The sequence below is a fragment of the Pseudomonas ekonensis genome, from assembly GCF_019145435.1.
Classification (GTDB): domain Bacteria; phylum Pseudomonadota; class Gammaproteobacteria; order Pseudomonadales; family Pseudomonadaceae; genus Aquipseudomonas; species Aquipseudomonas ekonensis.
In genome coordinates this window covers 1,733,478-1,755,203 of record NZ_JAHSTS010000002.1, presented here as the reverse complement: position 1 = coordinate 1,755,203, position 21,726 = coordinate 1,733,478, and the positions used below count along the sequence as shown (strand labels likewise).

Here is a 21,726-nt window from a genome sequence, read left to right as displayed (position 1 = left end):
ATCGTTGCGGCATCATTTTATGACGATCCAAGAGAATCCCTGCATGAAGCTGGCTGTCTGGGCCACAGAGCGCGTGGTTGGCTGCAAGCAAGCGCTGCTTGTGGGCCTGCTCTGTTTGCTGACGGGCATGGCGGTCGCCCAACCGCAGGCGCCGGCGGGCATGGCCGAGCAACGGGCCAAGTCGGTCACTCAGGTGATCCTGGGCATCCTCAGCTATGCGCGCTGGCCGGTCGAGCCGGCACAGTTGCGGCTGTGCATCGTCGGCCCCACCGAATACACCGATGATCTGGTCAAAGGCACCACGCAGGCCACGGGGCGGCCGGTGGTCGTACGGCGCCTGCTGGCCGACAGCCCGTCCATCGCCAGCGAGTGCGATGCGGTGTACATCGGCAAGCTCACGGCAGAAGAACGCAGTCGCCTGTTCGCGTCCTTGACCGGCCATCCGGTGCTGAGCATCAGCGAAGGCGGCGATCAGTGCACGGTCGGCAGTCTGTTCTGCCTGCGGGTCGGCGACGAGCAGGTGTCCTTCGAGGTCAACCTCGATTCCGTGGCCCGCAGCGGCGTGCGCATCCATCCGAGCGTGCTGCAGCTGTCTCGACGCAAGTCGGCGGTGCCATGAAGCGCAAACGACCCATGGGGCGTCCGGCCCTCGGCGCGGTGATCGGCCGCGGTCACCTGATCGTCGCGCTGGTGGCGGTGGCGATGGCCAGCGTTTCCCTGACCCTGCTGGGCGTGCTGGCGCTGCGGGTCTACGCCGACCACAACCTGCACCTGATCGCCCGTTCGATCAGTTACACCGTGGAAGCCGCCGTGGTGTTCGACGACAAGGCGGCCGCCACCGAGGCGCTGGCGCTGATTGCTTCCACCGAAGAAGTGGCGGACGCCCAGGTGATCGACGAGGAAGGCCAGTTGCTCGCCCGCTGGCAACGCCCGGAAAACGGCTTGATCTCCGAGCTGGAAATGCAGCTCGCCCGCACCATTCTGGAAAAGCCCATCGACCTGCCGATCCTGCATCAGAACCGCGAGATCGGCCGCATTCTGCTCACCGGCCACGGCGGCAACCTGATGCGTTTCCTGCTCAGCGGCCTGGCGGGCATCATCCTGTGCACCGCGGTCAGCGCCTGGGTCGCGCTCTACCTGGCCCGCCGCCAGTTGCGCGGGATCATCGGCCCGCTGCACAGCCTCGCCGCCGTCGCCCATGCCGCCCGCAGCGAGCGGGCGCTGGACCGTCGGGTGCCGCCGGCGCGGATCGCCGAACTCGACAACCTGGGCAACGACTTCAATGCCCTGCTCGATGAGCTGGAGTCGTGGCAGACGCACCTGCAGAGCGAGAACGAAACCCTGGCCCACCAGGCCAGCCACGACAGCCTCACCGGATTGCCCAACCGCGCCTTTTTCGAAGGCCGCCTGATCCGCGCCCTGCGCAGCGCCAACAAGCTCCACGAGCGGGTGGCGGTGCTGTTTCTCGACAGCGACCGGTTCAAGAGCATCAACGACAACTTCGGCCACGCGGCCGGCGATGCGGTGCTGGTGGCGGTGGCCAACCGGGTGCGGGCGCAGTTGCGCGAAGAGGATCTGGTGGCCCGCCTGGGCGGCGACGAATTCGCCGTCCTGCTCACGCCCCTGCACAAGACCGAGGATGCCGAACGCATCGCCGACAAGATCCTCGCCAGCATGGACATGCCCATCGCATTGCCGGGCGACACCAGCGTCGTGACTTCGCTCAGCATCGGCATCGCGGTTTACCCCGATCATGGCGCCACCCCCGGCGCGCTGCTCAATGCCGCCGACGGGGCGATGTATCAGGCCAAGCGCCTGTCCCGTGGCGCTCAGTTCACCGCCGGGTCGGAGGATCCGGTCGTCAATGTTCAAACCAGGAGCTGAATCCCGTGTTCTCACTACCCCTTCGATTGTTTGCCAGTTTGTTGCTGATGGCCGTTCTGGCCCTGACCGGTTGCCAGTCCGTTGCGCCCAAAGGCCTGACCCCGGAGCAGATCGCCGTGCTCAAGCAGCAAGGCTTCGAGCTGACCGACGACGGCTGGGAGTTCGGCCTGTCGGGCAAGGTGCTGTTCGGCAGTGATGACGACAGCCTGAACCGGCAAAGCACCGAGATCGTCGAGCGCATCGGCAAGGCCCTCACCGGCGTGGGCATCGAGCGGGTGCGGGTGGACGGCCATACCGACGCCTCGGGCAAGGAAGGCTACAACCAGCAGCTGTCCCTGCGCCGCGCCAAAAGCGTCAGCAAGGTCCTGAAAACCGTCGGCATGAAAGAAGAAAACATCCAGCTGCGCGGCCTGGGCAGCAGCGAGCCGGTGGCGTCCAACGCCACCGCGACCGGACGCAACGAAAACCGCCGGGTGTCGATCGTGGTCAGCGCCGACTAACCGGCAAAGCGCATCTCGCGGCTTTCCCCCATCAACAGCGCCTGGTTGCGCTCCGTCACCTCGCGGATGTAATCCCACAACAGGGTGATCCGCTTCAACTTGCGCAGATCCTCCCGGCAGTACATCCAGAACTGCCGGGTGATGTCGATTTCCTCCGGCAGCACCGGCAAAAGGCGTGGATCCTGCGCAGCGAGGAAGCACGGCAGGATCGCCAGCGAGCGCCCTTGCTGCGCCGCCACGAACTGGGCGATCACGCTGGTGCTGCGCAGGTGCGCGTTGGCGCCGGGCAGCACGTTGGCCAGGTAGAGCAGCTCGGAGCTGAACGCCAGGTCGTCCACATAACTGATGAACCGGTGCTGGCCCAGGTCCGCGGGGCGGCGGATCGGCGGGTGCTGGTCGAGGTATTCCTGGGTCGCGTACAGCTGCAGGCGGTAGTCGCAGAGCTTGCAGCACACGTAGGGCCCGTGCTCTGGCCGCTCCAGGGCGATGACGATGTCCGCCTCGCGCTTGGACAGGCTGATGAAGTGCGGCAGCGGCAGGATGTCCACCGAGATCGCCGGATAGTCATCGACGAAACGGCTCAGCTGCGGGGTGATGAAAAAGCTGCCGAAGCCTTCGGTGCAGCCCATGCGCACATGGCCGGACAGCGCCACGCCGGAGCCGGACACCTGCTCGCAGGCCATGTGCAGCGTGCTTTCGATCGATTCGGCGTAACTGAGCAGGCGCTGGCCTTCGGCGGTCAGCACGAAGCCGTTGGTGCGCGACTTCTCGAACAGCAAGGTGCCCAGCGCCGCCTCCAGCGAACCGATGCGCCGCGACACGGTGGTGTAGTCCACCGCCAGGCGCTTGGCCGCCGTGCTGGCCTTGCGGGTGCGGGCGACTTCGAGAAAGAACTTGAGGTCGTCCCAGTTCAGCGACCCCAGTGAGGTGATGTTTTTTTGCATGATGGACGGGCTTATATGTGCGTTCTTATTAGAAGTTTGCACATCTATACTCCAAAAACGGTCCGACAACCAATGTGCGGCACACGCCTCCTCCCAAGGCGGACCTTTCGCCTTGGCTCCCAAGATAAAAACAAGTTCCGGAGACCAGCATGAACGCATCGCTCACGCCCAACGACACCACGGTCCAGAAGGTCAAGCTGCTGATCGACGGTGAATGGGTCGAATCGCAGACCACCGAATGGCACGACATCGTCAACCCGGCGACCCAGCAAGTCCTGGCCCGGGTGCCGTTCGCCACCGCCGCCGAGGTCGATGCCGCGGTCAGCGCCGCCCAGCGCGCCTTCCAGACCTGGAAGCTGACCCCGATCGGCGCACGCATGCGCATCATGCTCAAGCTGCAGGCCCTGATCCGCGAGCACTCCAAGCGCATCGCCGTGGTGCTCAGCGCCGAGCAGGGCAAGACCATCGCCGACGCCGAGGGCGACATTTTCCGTGGCCTGGAAGTGGTCGAGCACGCCTGCTCCATCGGCTCCCTGCAAATGGGCGAGTTCGCCGAGAACGTCGCCGGCGGCGTCGACACCTACACCCTGCGCCAGCCGATCGGCGTCTGCGCAGGCATCACCCCGTTCAACTTCCCGGCGATGATTCCGCTGTGGATGTTCCCGATGGCCATCGCCTGCGGCAACACCTTCGTGCTCAAGCCGTCCGAGCAGGATCCGCTGTCGACGATGCTGCTGGTGGAACTGGCCATCGAGGCCGGCATCCCGGCCGGTGTGCTTAACGTGGTGCACGGCGGCAAGGACGTGGTGGACGGCCTGTGCACCCACAAGGACATCAAGGCGGTCTCGTTCGTCGGTTCCACTGCCGTGGGTACCCACGTCTATGACCTGGCCGGCAAGCACGGCAAGCGCGTGCAATCGATGATGGGCGCCAAGAACCACGCCGTGGTGCTGCCGGACGCCAACCGCGAGCAGGCGCTCAACGCGCTGGTCGGCGCCGGTTTCGGCGCGGCCGGGCAACGCTGCATGGCCACCTCGGTGGTGGTGCTGGTGGGCGCGGCCAAGCAGTGGCTGCCGGACCTGAAGGCGCTGGCGCAGAAGCTCAAGGTCAACGCCGGCAGCGAGCCGGGCACCGATGTGGGGCCGGTGATCTCGAAGAAGGCCAAGGCGCGGATCCTCGACCTGATCGAAAGCGGCATCAAGGAAGGCGCCAAGCTCGAACTGGACGGCCGCGGCATCAGCGTGCCGGGCTACGAGAACGGCAACTTCGTCGGCCCGACCCTGTTCTCCGGGGTGACCACCGACATGCAGATCTACACCCAGGAAATCTTCGGCCCGGTGCTGGTGGTGCTGGAGGTGGACACCCTCGACCAGGCCATCGCGCTGGTCAACGCCAACCCGTTCGGCAACGGCACCGGCCTGTTCACCCAGAGCGGCGCAGCGGCGCGCAAGTTCCAGGCGGAAATCGACGTCGGCCAGGTCGGCATCAACATCCCGATCCCGGTGCCGGTGCCGTTCTTCAGCTTCACCGGTTCGCGCGGCTCGAAGCTCGGCGACCTCGGTCCGTACGGCAAGCAAGTGGTGCAGTTCTACACCCAGACCAAGACCGTGACCGCGCGCTGGTTCGATGACGACAGCGTCAACGACGGCCCGAACACCACCATCAACCTGCGCTGAGGAGCCGGCCATGAAGATTGCATTTATCGGGCTGGGCAACATGGGCGCGCCGATGGCGCGCAACCTGATCAAGGCCGGCCACTCGCTGAACCTGGTGGATCTGAACAAGACCGTGCTGGCGGAGCTGGAGCAACTGGGCGGCACCATCCGTCCGACCGCGAAGGATGCGGCCAGGGACGCCGAGCTGGTGATCACCATGCTGCCGGCCGCCGTGCATGTGCGCGGCGTCTGGCTGGGCGAGGACGGTGTGCTGGCCGGCATCGGCAAAGGCGTGCCGGCCGTCGACTGCAGCACCATCGATCCGCAGACCGCCCGCGACGTGGCCGCTGCGGCCGCCAAGCAAGGCGTGGCCATGGCGGACGCGCCGGTCTCCGGCGGCACCGGCGGCGCGGCGGCGGGCACCTTGACCTTCATGGTCGGCGCCACCCCGGAGCTGTTCGCCACCCTGCAACCGGTGCTGGCGCAGATGGGCCGCAACATCGTGCATTGCGGTGAGGTCGGCACCGGCCAGATCGCCAAGATCTGCAACAATCTGCTGCTCGCCATTTCCATGGTCGGGGTCAGCGAGGCCATGGCCCTGGGGGATGCGCTGGGCATCGACACCACAGTGCTGGCCGGCATCATCAACAGTTCCACCGGGCGCTGCTGGAGTTCGGAGATGTACAACCCGTGGCCGGGCATCGTCGAAACGGCGCCGGCCTCGCGCGGCTACACCGGCGGGTTCGGTGCGGAGCTGATGCTCAAGGACCTGGGCCTGGCCACCGAAGCGGCGCGTCAGGCGCACCAGCCGGTGATGCTCGGCGCGGTGGCGCAGCAGCTGTATCAGGCGATGAGCCAGCGCGGGGAGGGCGGCAAGGACTTCTCGGCGATCGTCAACAGCTACCGCAAGTTGCGGTAGCTGTCAGCCATAAGCCACAAGCCACAAGCCACAAGCCACGAGCTTGAAGCTTGAAGCTTGAAGCTTGAAGCTTGAGGCTTGAGGCTTGAGGCTTGAGGCTTGAGGCTTGAGGCTTGAAGCTTTAAGTGCTGCTGATGCAGCGACAGTCAGAGTGCAGTAGGTGTTGCCGGGAAACCGCGTCGGGCGGTTTCCCGGCTTTTTTGCGTCAGGCGAACACGAAATACTTGCGCACGGTCTCGACCACTTCCCAGGTGCCCTTCATGCCCGGCTCGACCACGAAGATGTCGCCGGCGCGCAGATGGATCGGCGCCATGCCGTCCGGGGTGATGATGCAATAGCCTTCCTGGAAGTGGCAGTACTCCCATTTCACGTAATCCACCCGCCATTTGCCCGGCGTGCAGATCCAGGTGCCCATGATCTTGCTGCCGTCTTCGCTGGTGTAGGCGTTGAGGTTGACGGTGTGCGGATCGCCTTCGAGCTTCTCCCATTTGCAGGCGTCGAGAACCGGCAGTGGGTGGGTGTCGCGCAGAACGGTGATGGGGGCGGTGGCGGTCATGGGAACTCCGGCAATGGAATGGACGAAAGGAAACCGCACCCTATAGCGCGTGGTGCCTGTGCTGTTGTCTGCGCTCGACATCCAGTTGCCCATGAACGCAGTTTCGCGGCAGGCCCAGTTCTTCTCGTGGGTGCCGCGCGTTACGCGAAGGTCGCATTGATGTGGAGCAAAAGTTCTGAAGTTATAACTTATTTACTTGTCCGGTTTTGTTTCTTTATACGTCTGGCGAGTTCTTGCCGAAGTTGGTGCTTTAGTTCTGTGCCCGGCACCGGTCGGGTGCAGCGCCGGCGCCATACCGTATACCGTGTTTGTTAAGTAAATGTGTCGAGCCTTTCGGCGTTCTGCACCAATCGAGTGCGGTGCGCAGGCCCATTTGCGCGTCTGTGCCGAGTGGTCGAAAAACTTCGGAAAGTCCGTTGACTCTCCCCTTAAGGTCAGAGTTTAGATTGCCGCCGCGTGAGAAGTTGTTGTGGGAAAAGTTACTTCTCGCGGACGGAATCCATGAAGTAATCACGACATATACGGAGATAAAGATGAACAATCCATTGGACTTGGAAAACGTCATTGCCAGCACCCGCGAAATCCTTGCGCAACTGTTGGTGATGGGCGCCGATGAAATCGACGAGCACAGCAGCATCGTCGAAGACCTGGGCGCCGATTCTCTGGACATCGTCGACCTCAGCTTTCAGCTGGGTCGTCAGTACGGCTGCACCTTGCCCAAGACCAGCGTGCTGGATCACGCCGTTGCCGTGTGCGGCGACGCCAGCGAGTTCCTGGCCAACGGCCGCATCACCGAAAGCGGCAAGGCATTGCTGGAGCAGAGCCTGAGCGCCTATGCCCCGGACCAACTCCACGCCGGCATGCAACCGGCCCAGGTGTTTGCCGCCACCACCGTGCGCAACTGGGCGCAGCAGTGCCGCAACCTCTTCAACTACCTGCCCAAGGCCTGCCCTGACTGCAATGCCCATCAAGCCGTGCTGAACGAGCGTCAGCAAGTGGTGTGCGGCGCTTGCAGCGCGCGCCTGGCGCCGGCCGACGGCGATGAGGTGTCCCGCCAACTGGTCGAGCGCTTTGTGGCTTCCCACGTCAAAGAAGCGGTCTAGGAGTTCCCATGCGGGCACGAGAAGTCTGTGTGAGCGGGTACGGCCTGGCGGCGCCGATGGCGCTGGACGCCGCCACGTTGTTCGAGCGGATCAGCCGCAAGCGATCCTGTGTCCGCGAGCATCCATGGTTCAAGGCGCTGGGGTTTCGCAACAGTGCGGCCGGGTTCATCGATGACGAACAGTGGCAGCGGATCACGGCGGGGTTCGGCGGCAATGCCGCGCAGCATCCGCGGCAAAGCGTGCTGGCCGACTATGTCGCCCGGCAGGCCCTGCAGCACGCGGGCCTGACGCCGGCGGATTTCGCCCGCAGCCGCAGCGGGCTGTTCCTGGGCGCCAACAAGTACTGCGCCGACAGTCATGACCTGCAATGGGCCGCCCGTTGCATGGACGAGGCGGGCCAGGTCGATCTGGACCGGCTGCTGGAGCGTCCGGCGACGTCGGGCACCGCGTTTGCCCGGCGGGTCGATCAGCAGACTCAGGACCTGGCCGAGCGGCTGGGCATCCGCGATCACATCTCGACCCACTCCGACGCCTGCGCCGCCGGCACCATGGCCATCGGCAGTGCGTTCCGGGCCATCGAGCGCGGCGAGATCGACCTGGCGCTGTGCGGCGCGGTGGAGCTGATGGCCAACGAGCTGCCCTATTACATGTTCAACAGCCTTGGCGCGATCTGTCAGGCGGACTTGCCGGCCAGCGAGCAGAGCCGGCCGTTCATGCCCGACCGCAGCGGCTTCGTGCTCAGCGAGGGCGCGGCGCTGGTGGTGCTCGAATCCGCCGAGCATGCCCGGCGGCGCAAGGCCAAGGTGCTGGGGCGGGTGCTGGGCTACGCCAACGTGTGCGAGGCCCAGAAGATGACCTCCAGCAGCCGGGACGGCAGCAAATACGAGGAATGCATGGAAGCGGCAATCGAAGACGCCGGCCTGCTGAGCAGCGCCGTGCAGCACGTCAACACCCACGGCACGTCCACCCAGGCCAACGACAGTTGCGAGGCCCTGGCCTTGCAGCGTGTGTTCGGCGATGTCCAGGACCATGTGACCTACACCGCCAACAAGTCCGCCGTCGGCCATTCCCTGGCCGGCAGCGGCGCAATCGAAGCGGTGCTGTCGCTGATCAGCCTGCGCGACGGCGTGCTGTTGCCGACGCTGAACTATGAGCCCGAACGTGCCGACTATCCGGCGCTGCGGTTCCTCGACGAACCCTTGCAGCAGTCGATCAACGTGGTGATGTCCAACTCCTTCGGGTTCGGCGGCATCAACAGCTCGCTGCTGCTGGGGAGGGCGTGAGATGAACAGGGTCTTTATCCACGCGGCAGCGGTGCTGAACGCCGCCGGCAGCGAATGCGCCGATCTGCCGGGGGCGCCGACATCGGCGCAACGGTTGGCCTTCGACGCCGAGCGGCGGGCGTTTGCGCTGGCGACGCCGCGCCTGGCCGGCAACCTGTTCGACCGCAAGATACAGCGCAGCGTCGAGCCCCAGGGGCTGCGCCTGCTGCACTGCGCCGCCCGCCTGGCCCCGGCGCTGGAAGCCCTGAACCTGCCGCCGGAGCGCATCGCCCTCACCGCTGCGATTCCGGAGGTCGATGCGCCGAGCCCGTGCTGGGACGCGGTGCGGGCCATTGCGGAACAACCGCAGAAAAAGGTCGCGCAACTGTTGGCCAACACACCGCCGTTGCACGCGCTGACCCTGCTCAACAGCAGCGTGATGGCCTACGTCGCCGAAGCGCTGCACTGCCAAGGGCCGATGGGCGGTTTCTGTTCCGGCGACAACGCCGGACTCGACGCGCTGATCGAGGCCAGCCGCCAGATCGGCGAGCAGAACGCCGACGCGGCGTTGGTGGTCAGCAGCAGCCCGAACCTGACGCCGGCGCTGTACCTGCGCGAGCCGGATCCGTCGGGCGAGCCGGTCCACGGCGAAGGCGCTGCGGCGTTGCTGCTCTGCGCCAGCCCTCCGTCCGGTGTCGGGCAGGTGTTGCGCGTCGCCGGATTCGCCCGGGGCTACACCCGCGATCCGCAGCGGGCGCAAGCGGTCGGGCGTCGGGTCATCGAGCAAGCGTTGAGCGAGGAAAGGCTGCGTCCCGGCGATGTCGGCCAGGTCGTGGGCAATGTCGGCGACCCGCATTGGCTGGCGCTGTTCGACGAGCAGCCGAGGGCGGTGCGCAGCATCCTGCCGATGACCGGCGACCTCGGCGCCAGCACGCTGCTGACCGAAGCGGCCCTGACCCTGCACCAAAGCCTGGAGGCGGCGCAGCCCGGCTACACCCTGTTGGTCAGCCACAGTCGCGGCGGCCACTGGGGCGCCTTGCTGCTGGCCTGTGAACCCATGGAGAAGTACGCATGAGCGCGACACGGATTGTGATTACCGGCATGGGGGCCGTGACCGGGTTCGGTTTCGAATGGCAGACCCTGTGGGAAAAGATGCTCGGCGGCGAGCATTGCGTGCGCCCCTGGCAACCGGAAGACCTCGGCGAGGAGCCGTTCCCGGTGCGCTACGCGGCCGCCGTCGACATGGCGCTGATGCCGCAGCGGCTGCAAGGCCACCCGGCCTGGGACATGGCGCTGGAACGGCGCAGCCGGTTCGGCTGGGTGGCCGCGACCCAGGCGGTGGCCGACAGTCGCCTGTCGCCCGGCCAACTGCGCGATGCGGCGGTGCTGTGCGCGTCCGGCGCGCCCCAGCACATGCTTGCCGACATGCTGCTGGCCCAGGCCCCGGACGGCCGCGAGCCGGACTGGTCGCACCTGATGAACCGTTCGGCGCAGGTGAGCGATGAAGGTTCGCTGCGTCAGAGCAACGACCGCCTGGCCCGGGTGATCGCCGACGACCTGGGCTGCGAAGGCCCGGTGATCAATATCAGCAGCGCCTGCGCCGGGGCGGCCCAGGCCATCGGCAACGCATTCCGGATGATCCGCCGCGGCGAGGTGAACGTGGCGCTGGCCGGCGGCGCGGACTCGGTGCTCAACCTCGACACCATGGCCGCGCTGTACCTGCTCGGCGCCGCGTCGGGCGAGCAGCGTTGGGGCGCCGACCTGTGCCGTCCGTTCGACCGTGACCGCAGCGGCCTGATCGCCGGCGAGGGCGGCGGCTTCGTCGTGCTCGAAAGCCTGGAGCACGCCTTGGCGCGGGGGGCGACGCCCTATGCCGAGGTGCTCGGTTTCGGCAGCAGCCTGGACGCCTACAAGGTCACCGCGCCGCAACCGGAAGGCCGGGGCGCGGCGCTGGCCATGCAGGCGGCGCTGGACGACGCGGGACTGCGCGCCGCGCAGATCGACCTGATCAACGCCCACGGCACGTCCACGCCGCTCAATGACGTGGCCGAAACCCTGGCGATCAAAAAGGTGTTCGCCGAGCAGCGCCACTACCGGTCGTTGGCGGTCAGCGCCAACAAATCGCAGTTCGGCCACCTGATCGCGGCGGCCGGAGCGCCGGAATGCATCGTCACAGCCTTGGCCTGCCTGAACGATCTGGTCACGCCGACCGTGAACCTGCACCACGCCGATGAGCAGTGCGACCTCGACTATTGCCCCGGCCAAGCGGTCAGCCGCCGGGTGGATTTTGCGCTGAGCAATTCCTTCGGCTTCGGTGGCCTCAATACCTCGCTGGCGCTTGGCAAATACCGGGAGCAAGGACAATGAACATGGACTCTGTACAGGTTGCCATCGCCGGCAGCGGTTGCGTGCTGGCCAGCGGCCGGGGCCCGGAGCACCTGTGGTCGGCCGCCGTCGAGGGTCGCAGCGGCATCGTGCCTTTGAGCTCGCCCTTGTTGCGCAGCGAGCGGATCGCCGCGTTCGGCCATGTCGGCGACCAGGAGCACCAGCGCAGCCGTCAGGATGTCCCGCAGAACCTTCAGCGCTACTGCCCGCCGGCGGTGATCTGGGGCGTCAGCAGCGTGCGCCAGGCATTGGCCGAGGCCGGGCTCGAGCCGGGCGCCGACGGCCTGCGCTACGGACTCTATTGCTGCCAGGGCGGTTACACCCATCCTTCCGTGGCGTCCTACGGCGAACTGCTGGACGAGTGCCGCGACGCATCCGGTGCCGACATGCAGCGCCTGGCGCAGCGGGTGCTGCAGGAACGCGCGCTCGATCCGTTCCTGGTGCTCAAGAGCCTGAGCAACGGCTTGCTCGGCATCGTCAGCCTGGCGCTGAAGCTGGAGTGCGAGTGCAACGCCTACATGCAAGGCGTGGCCGGCAACCTGGCCGCTCTGCGCGAGGCGCGGGCCGCCCTGCAAAGCGGACGCATCGATGCCGCGATCGTGGTCGGTGCCGGCAGTGAGCTCGACCCGCTGGCGCTGGCCGCCCTGGCCGAGGCCGGGGCCATCGGCACCGACGGGCCGGTGAGCCTGCGCGCGTTCGACCGCCAGGGCGGCGGCGGGATCGCCGGCGAGGGTGCCGCCGCACTGATCCTGCGCCGCGCCGACGATCTGCCGCCGGGGCCGCAGGTCTGCCTGGCGGAGCTGGCCGCGCACCCGCGCCTGGAGTCGTTGAACCTGCCGGATCGGCAGGCGGACCTGCTGATCGGCAGCGCCAGCGGCGACCCGCAGCAGGACGCTGACCTGGCCCGCACGCTGGCCCGCACCGGCGCCGCGCACATCACCAGCGCCGTCGGCGTCACCGGCCTGCTCAGCGGTGCGCCGAGCCTGGTCGATCTGATCCTGGCCCGCCAGGCCCTGGTCGCCCAGTGCGTGCCGCCGGTCATCGGCCTGGAGCAGCCGGTGGATCCGCGCCTGCCGTTCGTGGCCGGCGGACGCCGGGATGCGGTGCTGCACGATTGCTTGATCGTCAACCGCGACACCAACGGGTTCAGCGCCTGTTACCGACTCGATTTACAGGCGGCCGACTGACCGCCCGAACGCAATGCATCGCCTCTCGTTTTTTACCCAAGGGATATGACTGTCATGGATTACCGCGATTACGTACGTCCGAAATTCGTTGAACTGATGCAGGCCCTGGGCCTGGAGTGCCAGTTTCACCGGGCATTGGGCAGCAAACTGTTCTACCGCGACCGGCAAGGCGCGGAAGTCACCGTCACCGATTTCCTCGGCGGCTACGGCGCCGCGCTGTACGGCCACAACGATCCGCAGTTCGTCGATCAGCTGTGCAGCCTGTTGCGCGCCGACGTGCCGTTCAACGCGCAGATGTCCGTGCGCGGCGCGGCGGGGCAGCTGGGCCGTGAGTTGAGCGAGGCGTTCAACCGTGAACTGAACAACACCGAGCGCTACATTTCGACCTTCTCCAACAGCGGCGCCGAGTCGGTGGAGATCGCCGTCAAGCACGCCGAGTACCGTCGTCAGAAAAACCTGCAGAAGGCGTTCGACGAGCGCGACTTCGCCCTGGCCGAACTGACCGCCAGCGACAAGGCCTATGTCGAGCTGGAGGTCGATGACCTGGACCTGCCGCCAGGCCTGCTGCCGGCCCACCTGACCACCGTGACCGTGCGTCAGGTGGTGGAGGCGGTGCGTCAGCACAACCTGGCGCAACTGCATGTCGAGCCGGTGTTCCTGGCCGTGCGCGGCAGCTTCCACGGCAAACTGGTGAACACCGTCCAGCTGACCTACGGCAAGCAGTACCGCAAGCCGTTCGCCCGGTTCGGCCTGAACGTGGAGTTCATCGACCCGCATCAGCCGCAGCAACTCCAGGAGTTGCCGGCCCGCCATCAGCGCCACTGGCTGAACCTTGAGTGGGACGGCGAGACCTTGCAGGTGCGCCGCGACGCGTTCAGCGCGATCACCGCCGTGCTGCTGGAGCCGATCCAGGGCGAGGGCGGGATCAACGAGTTCGCCGGTGCGTTCTACCTGGGCCTGCGCAAGCTGTGCAACGAGCAGCAGTGCCCGCTGATCATCGACGAAGTGCAGTCCGGTTTCGGCCGCACCGGCACCTTGCTCGGCGCCAGCCACTTCAACTTGCAGGGCGACTACTACTGCCTGTCGAAGGCCCTGGGCGGCGGCCTGATGAAAATCGCCGCCACCGTGATCCGCGCCAGCCACTACGAAGTCGATTTCAGCTACATCCACAGCTCGACCTTCGCCGAGGACGACGTCTCCTGCCACATCGCTCTGTCGGCCCTGCGCCGTTTGTTCGAGAACGACAGCGCGATGCTCAAGGACGTGGAGCGCAAGGGCGAGTACCTCAAGTCTTCGCTGCTGGAACTCAAGGCGGCGTATCCGGACGTGATCGCCGATGTGCGCGGGCGCGGCCTGCTGCTGGGTTTCGAGCTGCATGACCTGACCGGCACCAGTTCGCTGGTGCAGGCCTCGGCGCAGTACAACGACGCGCTGGGCTACATCATCGCCGGCTACCTGTTGCAGTTCGAGTCGCTGCGGGTGGCGCCGTCGGGCAGCAACGCCAACGTGATCCGCCTGGAGCCGCCGGTGTGCATCACCTTCGAGGAGATCGACGGCCTGATCGGTTCGCTGCAGAAGGTCTGCGACATGCTGCGCCGCCGCGACGCCTTCCCGCTGGCCGCCGGCGTGCTGGCCGGCACCGTCCCCGGCGTGCCGGCCCGGGACACCCGCTTCAAGGGGGACGAAAGCCTCCCAAAGCCTGACGCGAACGTCCGCGTGGTGGCGCGCGTGGCGTTCATCAACCACCTGATCGACGCCGACATGCTCAGCGATGTCGACCCGTCGCTGGCCACCTTGAGCCCCGAGCAGAAGCGCGAGTTCATCAAGCGCATGGCCCCGGAGCGCCGGGCGGCGCCTATCGGCCCGGTGCAGATCCGTTCCAGGCTCGGCACGGCGGTGGAGTTCACCCTGTACCCGCTGTGCATGCACTCCGACGCCATGGCGGAATACATCGCCAGCGGCGACCTGGAAACCATCCGCGACGAAATCGGCAACCGCATCCGCGATGCCCGCGCCGACGGCTACAGCGTGGCCGGCCTTGGCATGTACACCTCGATCGTCACCAACAACTGCCAGGCGCTGAAGATTCCCGACATGGCGCTGACCTCCGGCAACGCGCTGACCATCGGCATGGGCCTGGAAGCCATCGAGCAGGGCTGCAAACAGCAGGGCCTGGAACTGGCCCGGCAGACTGCTGCCGTGGTCGGCGCCGCCGGCAACATCGCCTCGACCTACGCCTCGCTGCTGTCCGCCGGCGTCGAGCACCTGATCCTGATCGGCAGCGGCCGCGACGGCTCCTTGCGCCGCCTGGAGAAGACCGCGCAGCAGATCTACGCCGACGCCGCCCGGGCGATCCTCAAGGGTGTCGCCGCCGATGACCGCCTCGCCAGCCGCCTGCAAGGGCTCGACGGCATGGACGCCTTGCTGCACGCCCATGGCGCCGGCGCCGACCTCGGTCAGCGCGTGGCGAAACTGGTCGAAGAGCGTCTGGGCGCGAACGCGTTCATCACCGTCAGCAACGATCTGGAAGTGCTCAAGCAAGCGCGCATCGTGCTGTGCGCGGCGAACGCTCCGCAGCCGTTCCTCGATGCCCGGCATTTCGCCGAAAGCAGCGTGATCTGCGACATCGCCGTGCCGCTGAACGTGGACCAGAACCTCGCCAGCGAGCGCGCCGACGTGCTCTACATGCACGGCGGGATCGTGCAGACGCCGATGGGCGATGGCCTGGCGCCGAACGTGCGGGCCTACCTCAAGCAGGGGCAGCTCTATGCCTGCATGGCCGAATCGGTGTTGATGGGCTTGTCCGGGATGAAGCAGCACTACTCCTACGGCGACATCAGCCGCGAGCAGGTGCAGCAGATCCGTGCGCTGGCCGCGACCCATGGTTTCAGCCTCGCTCAATTCAAAACCGCCAACTCGCTTTAAGGAACGGTCATGCCGAACAAAACAGCAGTGGTGACCGGCGGCAGCCGCGGCATCGGCCGGGCGATTGTCCTGGCCCTGGCCGGCGCGGGTTATCAGGTCGCGTTCAGTTACGTACGTGACGAAACGGCGGCGATGGAGCTGCGCGGGCAGCTCCAGGCCCAGGGCGTCGAGTGCCTGGCGCTGCAATGCGATGTCGCCAGCGCCGACAGCGTCCGCGCCTTCTTCGAGCGGGTCGAGGCGCATTTCCAGCGCATCGACCTGTTGGTGAACAACGCCGGCATCACCCGCGACGGCCTGCTGGCGACGATGCCGGTCAAGGACATCGTCGAGGTGATCCAGACCAACCTCGTCGGCACCCTGCTGTGCTGTCAGCAGGTGGTGCCGGGCATGATGCGCCAGCGCGGCGGCTGCATCGTCAACATCGGTTCGGTGGCGGCGCAGAAGCCCGGCAAGGGCCAGAGCAACTACGCCGCCGCCAAGGGTGGGGTCGAAGCGCTGACCCGCGCCCTGGCGGTGGAGCTGTCGCCGCGCAACATCCGGGTGAACGCGGTGGCGCCGGGCATCGTCAAGACCGAAATGAGCACCGCGCTGATCGGCAGCCAAGAGGAGGAAATCCAGTCGCGGCTGCTGATCAAGCGCTACGCCGAACCTGAGGAGATCGCCGAGGCGGTGCTGTACCTCGCCGAGCGCGGCCTCTACCTGACCGGGGAGGTCCTGCCGGTCAACGGCGGGTTGAAGATGCCATGAGCCGCACCATCCTGATCACCGGTGCCGCCAAGGGCATCGGCCGCGCCGTGGCCGAGGCCTTTGCCGCCGACGCCGGCAACCGTCTGATCCTGCTGGACCTGGATCTGCCGCAGCTGCAAGGCTGGCTCGATGCGCAGCCGCAGCGGATCCGGGCGCAGGTCCAGACCCACCGCGCGGACATCGCCGACCTGCCGGCCATGGAAACGCTGTTCAAGGCTCTCGGCAAACAGGTCGCGCAGGTCGATGTGCTGGTCAACAGCGCAGGCATCTGCAACGAGAACGGGCCCGATGACTTGCTCAACTGGCACAGGGTGATTTCGGTCAACCTCAACGGCACGTTCTACGTCACGTCGCTGTGCCTGCCGTTGATGCCCGACGGCGGCCGGATCATCAACATGTCGTCGATCCTCGGCCGCGCCGGCAAGGTGCGCAACACCGCGTACTGCGCCTCCAAGCACGGCATCGTCGGCATGACCAAGGCGCTGGCGCTGGATCTGGCGCCGCGCCGGATCACGGTCAACGCGATCCTGCCGGCGTGGATCGACACGCCGATGCTGCAAGGCGAGCTGGCGACGCAAGCGGCGATGGCGGGGCTGACCCAGGAGCAGATCCTGCGCAACGCGAAGAAGAAACTGCCGATGCGCCGTTTCATCGAGAGCGAAGAGGTGGCGGCCATGGTGAGCTACCTGGCCAGCCCGCAGGCGGGGGGCGTCACGGCCCAGAGCCTGGTGATCGACGGCGGCGTCGGGTTGGGAATGTAGCGATGCCCAGACTTCACATCAGCCGGGCCGCCTGGGCCGCCGTGGCCTGCCTGAACGCGGGGCCGGCGCTGGCCGGCCTCACGGCGCAGGACCTGCAGCCGGACTACGCCGACGCCGAAGTCGGCGTGGCCACCGCCGTGCGGTTGCACGGCGACGACCGGGTCACCCAGAAGGCCGTGTATTTCAAGGCCAACCTGGAGGACAACTGGGACGGCGGCTACTACAAGGCCAAGGGCCGCGTGCGCTACGACGCCCGCTACGACGGCAGCAACCCCTACGGCGAGCGGGCGCGGGACAAGTACCGCTTCGACGCCGACTGGCGGCACCTTTACGTCGGCCATTCGTTGGGCGACGGCGAGGTCACCGTCGGCTGGCAGCAGGTGGTCTGGGGCCGGGCCGATGAACTGCGGGTGCTCGACCAGATCAACCCGCTGGACTACCGCGACGGCCTGACGCCGTTGCTGGAGGACAGCCGCATCGCCGTGCCGATGGTGCGTTTCGCCCAGCCGGTGGGCGAATGGGAACTGGAGGCGCTGTGGATCACCGGTTTCGAGAAGAACCGGCCGCCGGTGCCCGGCAGCGAGTTCGATGCGCCGCTGTTCGCCGTGCCGGATCCGCAGTATTTCCTGGTCGATTCCAAGCCCGGCTACGACGGTGACCAGGGCTTTTCCTACGGGGTGAGCGCCAACGGCCGGATCGGTGCGGTGGACACCAGTTTCGTCGCCCTCAACGCCCGCCAGCAGGATCCGGTGTACGCCGTCGAGGGCCTGGCAGAAGACGGCCGCACCCGGCTGGAGCGGCGGTTCCCGCGCTACACCATGGGCGGTGCGGGGCTGGCGATCGATGCCGGCCACAGCATCGTGGTGCGCAGCGAGATCGCCTGGTTCGACCGCTGGCGGGTCACCAACCCGACCCGCAGCTACGGCGCCGACAGCACGCCGATGGTCAAGTCGCTGCTGGGCGTCGATTACCTGCTGCGCGACTGGCTGATCTCCGCGCAGTGGCAGCGTCAGCAATTGGTCGACTGGCAGGCCGGCATGGTGCAGGACAAGCTCGAGCACCTGTTCACCCTGTCGGCCGAAGGCACCCACTGGCAGGACCGCCTCAAGAGCCGGCTGGTGGTCGCCGCGTCGCCGCCGTTCCATGACGACGCGCTGCTGCAAGGCATCTTCACCTACAAGCCGGTGGACTGGATCAAGCTCGGGCTGGAAGTCGACGTGTTCTTCGGCAAGCCGGACCGCTCGTTCGGCGAGTACAGCGACCGCGATCAGGTGCGGCTGTCCGCCGGCTATCTGTTTTGACCCCATGACGCCTGCGTGCCCCGGCGTTCAGGCCTGAAACGACTCAAACAACGAAAAGGGAAGCTCACATGTTGCCGTTACTGAAAACCATGACCGCCGCCGCGCTGATCCTCGGTGCCGCCTGCGCAACCGCCGCCGGCCAGAGCGCCGACGACATCATCCAGAAGGTGCGCGACCGCAACGACGGCACCAGCTTCATGTCCCAGGTCTCGCTGATCCTGCACGACAAGAAGGGCAACACCCGGGTGCGGGAATTCACCTACCTGCAGAAGGATTACCCGGACAGCGACAAATTCAGCATGTACTTCTCCGCGCCCACCGACGTGCGCGACGTGGCGTTCCACATCGAGAACCCCCACGAGCCCCTGGGCCTGGAAGACAGCCAGTGGATGTACCTGCCGGTCAGCCGCCAGACCCGGCGCATTTCCACCACCGACAAGCGCGGCTCGTTCATGGGCAGCGAATACTCCTATGCCGACCTCGACAAGATCCGGGTCAAGGACTACTCGCAGGTGCTGGTCGGCGAAGAGCAGGTCAAGGGCCGCGACTGCTACGTGATCGAGCGCGAGCCGGCCTCCCCGGAGGTGCTGGCCAAGACCGGCTACAACAAGCTCAAGGTGTGGATCGACAAGGGCAACTTCTTGGTCATGCGCCAGGACTTCTTCGACATCAAGGGCGTGCTGATCAAGCAGATGCGCACCCAGAAGGTCGAGACCATCGACTCGATCGACAGCATCGTGCTGAGCGAGACCGAGCACTTCATCGACGGCACGCGTTCGGAGATGCGCTTCAACCAGCTGCAGTACAACGTGCCGCTGGAAGACCGCCTGTTCACCCAGACCGCCATCAAGCGCGGCCTGAAGACCGGTGACCTGCCCGAGTTCGCTGTGTCCGCCCGCTAACCGGGCGCCGCCCCGAAGACCCTGGAACGCATGATCATGGAAAGATACCTGAACTTCGTCGAGCGCCATGCGCGGGCGATCGTTTTCCTGCTGGTGGCGATCACCGCGTATTTCACCTATACGCTGGGTGCGCTGGTGTCCGACACCAACCCTTACCTGCTCAAGGACACCCACCCGGCGCGCAAGACCATCATCGACCTGCAAGGTGAGTTCACCGGCACGTTCGACTCGGTGATGGTGGCGCTGAACAACCCGCAGACGGTGTTCAACAAGGACACCCTCAACGCGCTGTTCTCGCTGTCGCAGTCGGTGCGCAAGATGATCCTGGCCAACGACGCCGACAAGGAACAGTTGGCGCAGATCGTCGCCGGCCATCCCGACGACAGCCGTGCGCAGTTGCTGACGCGGGACATTCTGGAAGACGGCTTTTCCCAGAACGACTACGCCCAGGCCAAGGCCCTGCGCGACCATGCCCAGAGCGAGGGATGGGATCCGCACGACCAGCTGTTCCTGACCTTCCTGGCCGAGCGCATCAACCCGATCCGCGAAATGGCGTCCATGGGCGACCTGGAGAACATCGTCCTGACCGACGGCGGCGAGCTGCTGATCCACAAGACGCTCAACGCCTACGACATGGATCCGGCACTGGTCGAATCGCAGATCATGGGCAACGAGCTGATGGTCGACGGGGTGGTGTCCAAGGACAAGAAAGTCGCGATGCTGGTGGCCGAGCTCGGCACCAAGCAGGACGACGCCCAGGCCCAGCTGCGCGCCTACCAGATCGTGCGCGGCCTGGTCGCGCAGTACCAGGCCGAGCACCCGGCGTACAAGGACGAGATCTTCATCGCCGGGATGCCGATCTTCATCGCCGCCCAGCAGGAAATCATCGACCACGACCTGGCGGTGCTGTTTCCGATCGTGTTCCTGCTGATCACGCTGCTGCTGATCTTCTTCTTCCGCAAACCGCTGGGCGTGCTGCTGCCGCTGTTCAACATCCTGTTCTGCACCATCTGGACGCTGGGGCTGATGGCCCTGTGGCGGGTGCCGTTCGACCTGCTCACCAGCGTGCTGCCGGTGTTCCTGTTCACCATCTGCTGCTCGGACGCGATCCACGTCATGGCCGAGTACTACGAGCAGAAAAACGCCGGCAAGAGCAACCGCGAGGCCAACCGCCGCACGCAGCGGCTGATGGTGGTGCCGGTGGTGCTGACGACCGTGACGACCATCGCCACGTTCCTGATCTCCACCACCAACAACATCGTCAGCATCCGCAACTTCGGGGTGTTCATGTCCATCGGCCTGACGGCGGCACTGATCATTTCGCTGCTGCTGATTCCGGCCTGGATCTCGATCTGGGGCAAGGAACCGACGGCGCAGGCCAAGGTGGCGGTGCACAAGGAATCGGTCATCTCGCGCTATCTGGTGGCGTTCTGCGCGTGGATGATCCGCTTCCGCAAGCCGATCCTGGTGGTGCTCGTGCCGTTGCTGGCGTTGGCGACGGTGTTCACGTTCCGCGTCGACATCGAAGACTCCGGCATTGCCTACTTCAAGCCGGACAGCCACATCCGCATCTCGGACCAGTTCATCAACCACGCCAAGGTGGCGGGCACCGCGCCGGGCTGGATCGCCATCGACAGCAAGGAACCCCGTGGCGTGCTGACCACCGAGACGGTGCAGTTCATCGACCGGCTCGACCGCTTCATCAAGCAACAGCCGAACGTGAGCTACGGCTATTCGCTGGCCACCTACGTCAAGCGCATGAACCTGGTGCTCAACGACATGAACCCCGCGTACCTGCGGGTGCCGGAGGCGGTCGAGAAGGTGTCCTCGGTCAACGACGACGGGCAGGTCGAGCAGTTCGAGGTGTCGGGCAACTCACTGATCGAGCAGCACGTGATGCTGTTCGAGAACGGCGGCGGCTCGGACCTGAACAACGTGCTCAACGCCGACTTCTCCAAGGCCTTGACCCTGTACACCATGACTTCGTCCGTCGCCAGCGACTACCAGGGCATGCTGGACCGCCTCGACGCCTGGCTGCTGGTGAACAAGCCGGCCAACCTGGAGGTGACCCACGCCGGCACGCCGCTGATCTGGACCGGCGTGCTGCAGGAAATCACCCAGGGGCAGGTGCTGAGCTTTTCCCTGGCGTTGGTGGTGGTCACGTTGATGATGATGTACTGGCTCAAGTCCGTGCGTCTGGGGCTGCTCGGCATGCTCACGCTGCTGACCACGTCGGTGACGGTCTACGGTTTCATGTTCCTGTTCCACATCGAGCTGAACATCGGCACGACGCTGGTGACGTTCCTGGTGGTCGGCGTGGTCGACTACGCGGTGCACCTGCTGTCGCGGATCAAGCTGCTGGTGCAGGAGGGCGTCGAAATCGATGCGGCGATTCTGCAGGCGATGCACAGCGTCGGCCGTTCGACGGTGATCAACGTGGTGATCTTCTCCGTCGGCTTCATGGCCCTGCTGTTCTCCGACTTCAAGCCGATCGTCGACCTGGGGGCGCTGGTGGCCATGGCGCTGTTCTCCAGCGGGGTCATGACCATCGTGTTGGTGACGCTGGTGTCGCCGTGGTTCTTCGGGGCGGTCGTTCCGCTGGCGCAGGAGGCCGAAACACGCCCTGCCCGCGGGGAACCGGCCATGAACTGATTCGGCGAAAACCGCCCCCGACGGCCCTGGTACGGCCTGCGGG

At 66.1% G+C, this 21,726-nt stretch carries 18 protein-coding genes; 16 read left to right on the top strand and 2 right to left on the bottom strand.

The genetic code is table 11. From position 1 onward, the window contains the following. Positions 1 to 43: 43 nt before the first annotated feature. From yfiR to yfiB, 3 genes are read left to right on the top strand one after another with little or no spacing between them, the layout of a single operon-like run. The gene (yfiR, locus tag KVG96_RS21090) at positions 44 to 619 is read left to right on the top strand and encodes a regulatory sequestration protein YfiR (RefSeq protein WP_217893771.1); all 576 of its coding nucleotides are present in this window, start codon (positions 44 to 46) and stop codon (positions 617 to 619) included. Beyond that, positions 616 to 1,884, top strand: coding sequence for a diguanylate cyclase DgcN/YfiN (gene dgcN / locus KVG96_RS21085; RefSeq protein WP_217893770.1), 1,269 nt, complete (start codon positions 616 to 618; stop codon positions 1,882 to 1,884). Before yfiR ends, dgcN begins: the two co-directional genes overlap by 4 nt. Positions 1,885 to 1,889: 5 nt before the next feature. Next, positions 1,890 to 2,384 (top strand): outer membrane lipoprotein YfiB, encoded by a 495-nt coding sequence (yfiB, locus tag KVG96_RS21080; RefSeq protein ID WP_496197700.1) that lies wholly within the window; start codon positions 1,890 to 1,892, stop codon positions 2,382 to 2,384. On the opposite strand, the gene KVG96_RS21075 is transcribed toward yfiB, so the two are convergent. Next, positions 2,381 to 3,328, bottom strand: coding sequence for a LysR family transcriptional regulator (locus KVG96_RS21075; protein WP_217893768.1), 948 nt, complete (start codon positions 3,326 to 3,328; stop codon positions 2,381 to 2,383). The two genes, yfiB and KVG96_RS21075, sit on opposite strands and share 4 nt — an antisense overlap. Before the next feature lie 149 nt (positions 3,329 to 3,477). Here KVG96_RS21075 and KVG96_RS21070 point away from each other — a divergent pair, with 149 nt between their 5' ends. After that, positions 3,478 to 5,004 carry a CoA-acylating methylmalonate-semialdehyde dehydrogenase gene (locus tag KVG96_RS21070; protein WP_085633644.1) on the top strand — a complete coding sequence of 509 codons (1,527 nt, stop codon included), beginning with the start codon at positions 3,478 to 3,480 and terminating at the stop codon, positions 5,002 to 5,004. A 10-nt stretch (positions 5,005 to 5,014) separates the two neighbouring features. Next, positions 5,015 to 5,902 carry a 3-hydroxyisobutyrate dehydrogenase gene (gene mmsB / locus KVG96_RS21065; protein WP_217893767.1) on the top strand — a complete coding sequence of 296 codons (888 nt, stop codon included), beginning with the start codon at positions 5,015 to 5,017 and terminating at the stop codon, positions 5,900 to 5,902. 205 nt (positions 5,903 to 6,107) lie between these two features. On the opposite strand, the gene KVG96_RS21060 is transcribed toward mmsB, so the two are convergent. Further along, entirely contained in the window at positions 6,108 to 6,458 is a 351-nt protein-coding gene (locus KVG96_RS21060) for a cupin domain-containing protein (protein WP_003221437.1), read from the bottom strand. Between the two features lie 533 nt (positions 6,459 to 6,991). Between KVG96_RS21060 and KVG96_RS21055 the strand changes: the two genes are divergently transcribed. From KVG96_RS21055 to KVG96_RS21005, 11 genes are all read left to right on the top strand, one after another. Next, positions 6,992 to 7,561: an acyl carrier protein gene (locus KVG96_RS21055; RefSeq protein WP_217893766.1), complete on the top strand. Its 570-nt coding sequence runs from the start codon at positions 6,992 to 6,994 to the stop codon at positions 7,559 to 7,561. Between the two features lie 8 nt (positions 7,562 to 7,569). Continuing rightward, complete coding sequence (locus tag KVG96_RS21050) at positions 7,570 to 8,844, top strand: beta-ketoacyl-[acyl-carrier-protein] synthase family protein (protein ID WP_217893765.1); 1,275 nt, start codon at positions 7,570 to 7,572, stop codon at positions 8,842 to 8,844. 1 nt (position 8,845) lies between these two features. Continuing rightward, on the top strand, positions 8,846 to 9,898 hold the full coding sequence (locus KVG96_RS21045; RefSeq protein WP_217893764.1) for a beta-ketoacyl-[acyl-carrier-protein] synthase family protein: 1,053 nt from the start codon (positions 8,846 to 8,848) through the stop codon (positions 9,896 to 9,898). Beyond that, positions 9,895 to 11,190, top strand: coding sequence for a beta-ketoacyl-[acyl-carrier-protein] synthase family protein (locus KVG96_RS21040; RefSeq protein ID WP_217893763.1), 1,296 nt, complete (start codon positions 9,895 to 9,897; stop codon positions 11,188 to 11,190). The genes KVG96_RS21045 and KVG96_RS21040 overlap by 4 nt, the downstream gene beginning before the upstream one ends. Before the next feature lie 2 nt (positions 11,191 to 11,192). Continuing rightward, the gene (locus KVG96_RS21035) at positions 11,193 to 12,395 is read left to right on the top strand and encodes a beta-ketoacyl synthase N-terminal-like domain-containing protein (RefSeq protein ID WP_437180511.1); all 1,203 of its coding nucleotides are present in this window, start codon (positions 11,193 to 11,195) and stop codon (positions 12,393 to 12,395) included. Between the two features lie 54 nt (positions 12,396 to 12,449). Continuing rightward, entirely contained in the window at positions 12,450 to 15,320 is a 2,871-nt protein-coding gene (locus KVG96_RS21030) for an aminotransferase class III-fold pyridoxal phosphate-dependent enzyme (RefSeq protein ID WP_217893761.1), read from the top strand. A 9-nt stretch (positions 15,321 to 15,329) separates the two neighbouring features. Continuing rightward, positions 15,330 to 16,067, top strand: a complete 738-nt coding sequence (locus tag KVG96_RS21025; protein WP_217893760.1) for a 3-oxoacyl-ACP reductase family protein — start codon at positions 15,330 to 15,332, stop codon at positions 16,065 to 16,067. Then, positions 16,064 to 16,828: an SDR family oxidoreductase gene (locus KVG96_RS21020; RefSeq protein ID WP_217893759.1), complete on the top strand. Its 765-nt coding sequence runs from the start codon at positions 16,064 to 16,066 to the stop codon at positions 16,826 to 16,828. Before KVG96_RS21025 ends, KVG96_RS21020 begins: the two co-directional genes overlap by 4 nt. 2 nt (positions 16,829 to 16,830) lie before the next feature. Further along, on the top strand, positions 16,831 to 18,129 hold the full coding sequence (locus tag KVG96_RS21015) for a DUF1302 family protein (protein ID WP_217893758.1): 1,299 nt from the start codon (positions 16,831 to 16,833) through the stop codon (positions 18,127 to 18,129). 68 nt (positions 18,130 to 18,197) lie between these two features. Continuing rightward, positions 18,198 to 19,031, top strand: coding sequence for an outer membrane lipoprotein-sorting protein (locus KVG96_RS21010; protein WP_217893757.1), 834 nt, complete (start codon positions 18,198 to 18,200; stop codon positions 19,029 to 19,031). Positions 19,032 to 19,067: 36 nt separating this feature from the next. Then, positions 19,068 to 21,683 (top strand): efflux RND transporter permease subunit, encoded by a 2,616-nt coding sequence (locus KVG96_RS21005; protein WP_217893756.1) that lies wholly within the window; start codon positions 19,068 to 19,070, stop codon positions 21,681 to 21,683. Positions 21,684 to 21,726: the final 43 nt, after the last annotated feature.

What these genes read in the sequence shown, in the direction of transcription:
- yfiR (WP_217893771.1), top strand. Translation starts at nt 44, where the DNA reads ATGAAGCTGGCTGTCTGGGCCACAGAGCGCGTGGTTGGCTGCAAGCAA.
- dgcN (WP_217893770.1), top strand. Translation starts at nt 616, where the DNA reads ATGAAGCGCAAACGACCCATGGGGCGTCCGGCCCTCGGCGCGGTGATC.
- KVG96_RS21075 (WP_217893768.1), bottom strand. Translation starts at nt 3,328, where the DNA reads ATGCAAAAAAACATCACCTCACTGGGGTCGCTGAACTGGGACGACCTC.
- KVG96_RS21070 (WP_085633644.1), top strand. Translation starts at nt 3,478, where the DNA reads ATGAACGCATCGCTCACGCCCAACGACACCACGGTCCAGAAGGTCAAG.
- mmsB (WP_217893767.1), top strand. Translation starts at nt 5,015, where the DNA reads ATGAAGATTGCATTTATCGGGCTGGGCAACATGGGCGCGCCGATGGCG.
- KVG96_RS21060 (WP_003221437.1), bottom strand. Translation starts at nt 6,458, where the DNA reads ATGACCGCCACCGCCCCCATCACCGTTCTGCGCGACACCCACCCACTG.
- KVG96_RS21055 (WP_217893766.1), top strand. Translation starts at nt 6,992, where the DNA reads ATGAACAATCCATTGGACTTGGAAAACGTCATTGCCAGCACCCGCGAA.
- KVG96_RS21050 (WP_217893765.1), top strand. Translation starts at nt 7,570, where the DNA reads ATGCGGGCACGAGAAGTCTGTGTGAGCGGGTACGGCCTGGCGGCGCCG.
- KVG96_RS21045 (WP_217893764.1), top strand. Translation starts at nt 8,846, where the DNA reads ATGAACAGGGTCTTTATCCACGCGGCAGCGGTGCTGAACGCCGCCGGC.
- KVG96_RS21040 (WP_217893763.1), top strand. Translation starts at nt 9,895, where the DNA reads ATGAGCGCGACACGGATTGTGATTACCGGCATGGGGGCCGTGACCGGG.
- KVG96_RS21035 (WP_437180511.1), top strand. Translation starts at nt 11,193, where the DNA reads ATGGACTCTGTACAGGTTGCCATCGCCGGCAGCGGTTGCGTGCTGGCC.
- KVG96_RS21030 (WP_217893761.1), top strand. Translation starts at nt 12,450, where the DNA reads ATGGATTACCGCGATTACGTACGTCCGAAATTCGTTGAACTGATGCAG.
- KVG96_RS21025 (WP_217893760.1), top strand. Translation starts at nt 15,330, where the DNA reads ATGCCGAACAAAACAGCAGTGGTGACCGGCGGCAGCCGCGGCATCGGC.
- KVG96_RS21020 (WP_217893759.1), top strand. Translation starts at nt 16,064, where the DNA reads ATGAGCCGCACCATCCTGATCACCGGTGCCGCCAAGGGCATCGGCCGC.
- KVG96_RS21015 (WP_217893758.1), top strand. Translation starts at nt 16,831, where the DNA reads ATGCCCAGACTTCACATCAGCCGGGCCGCCTGGGCCGCCGTGGCCTGC.
- KVG96_RS21010 (WP_217893757.1), top strand. Translation starts at nt 18,198, where the DNA reads ATGTTGCCGTTACTGAAAACCATGACCGCCGCCGCGCTGATCCTCGGT.
- KVG96_RS21005 (WP_217893756.1), top strand. Translation starts at nt 19,068, where the DNA reads ATGGAAAGATACCTGAACTTCGTCGAGCGCCATGCGCGGGCGATCGTT.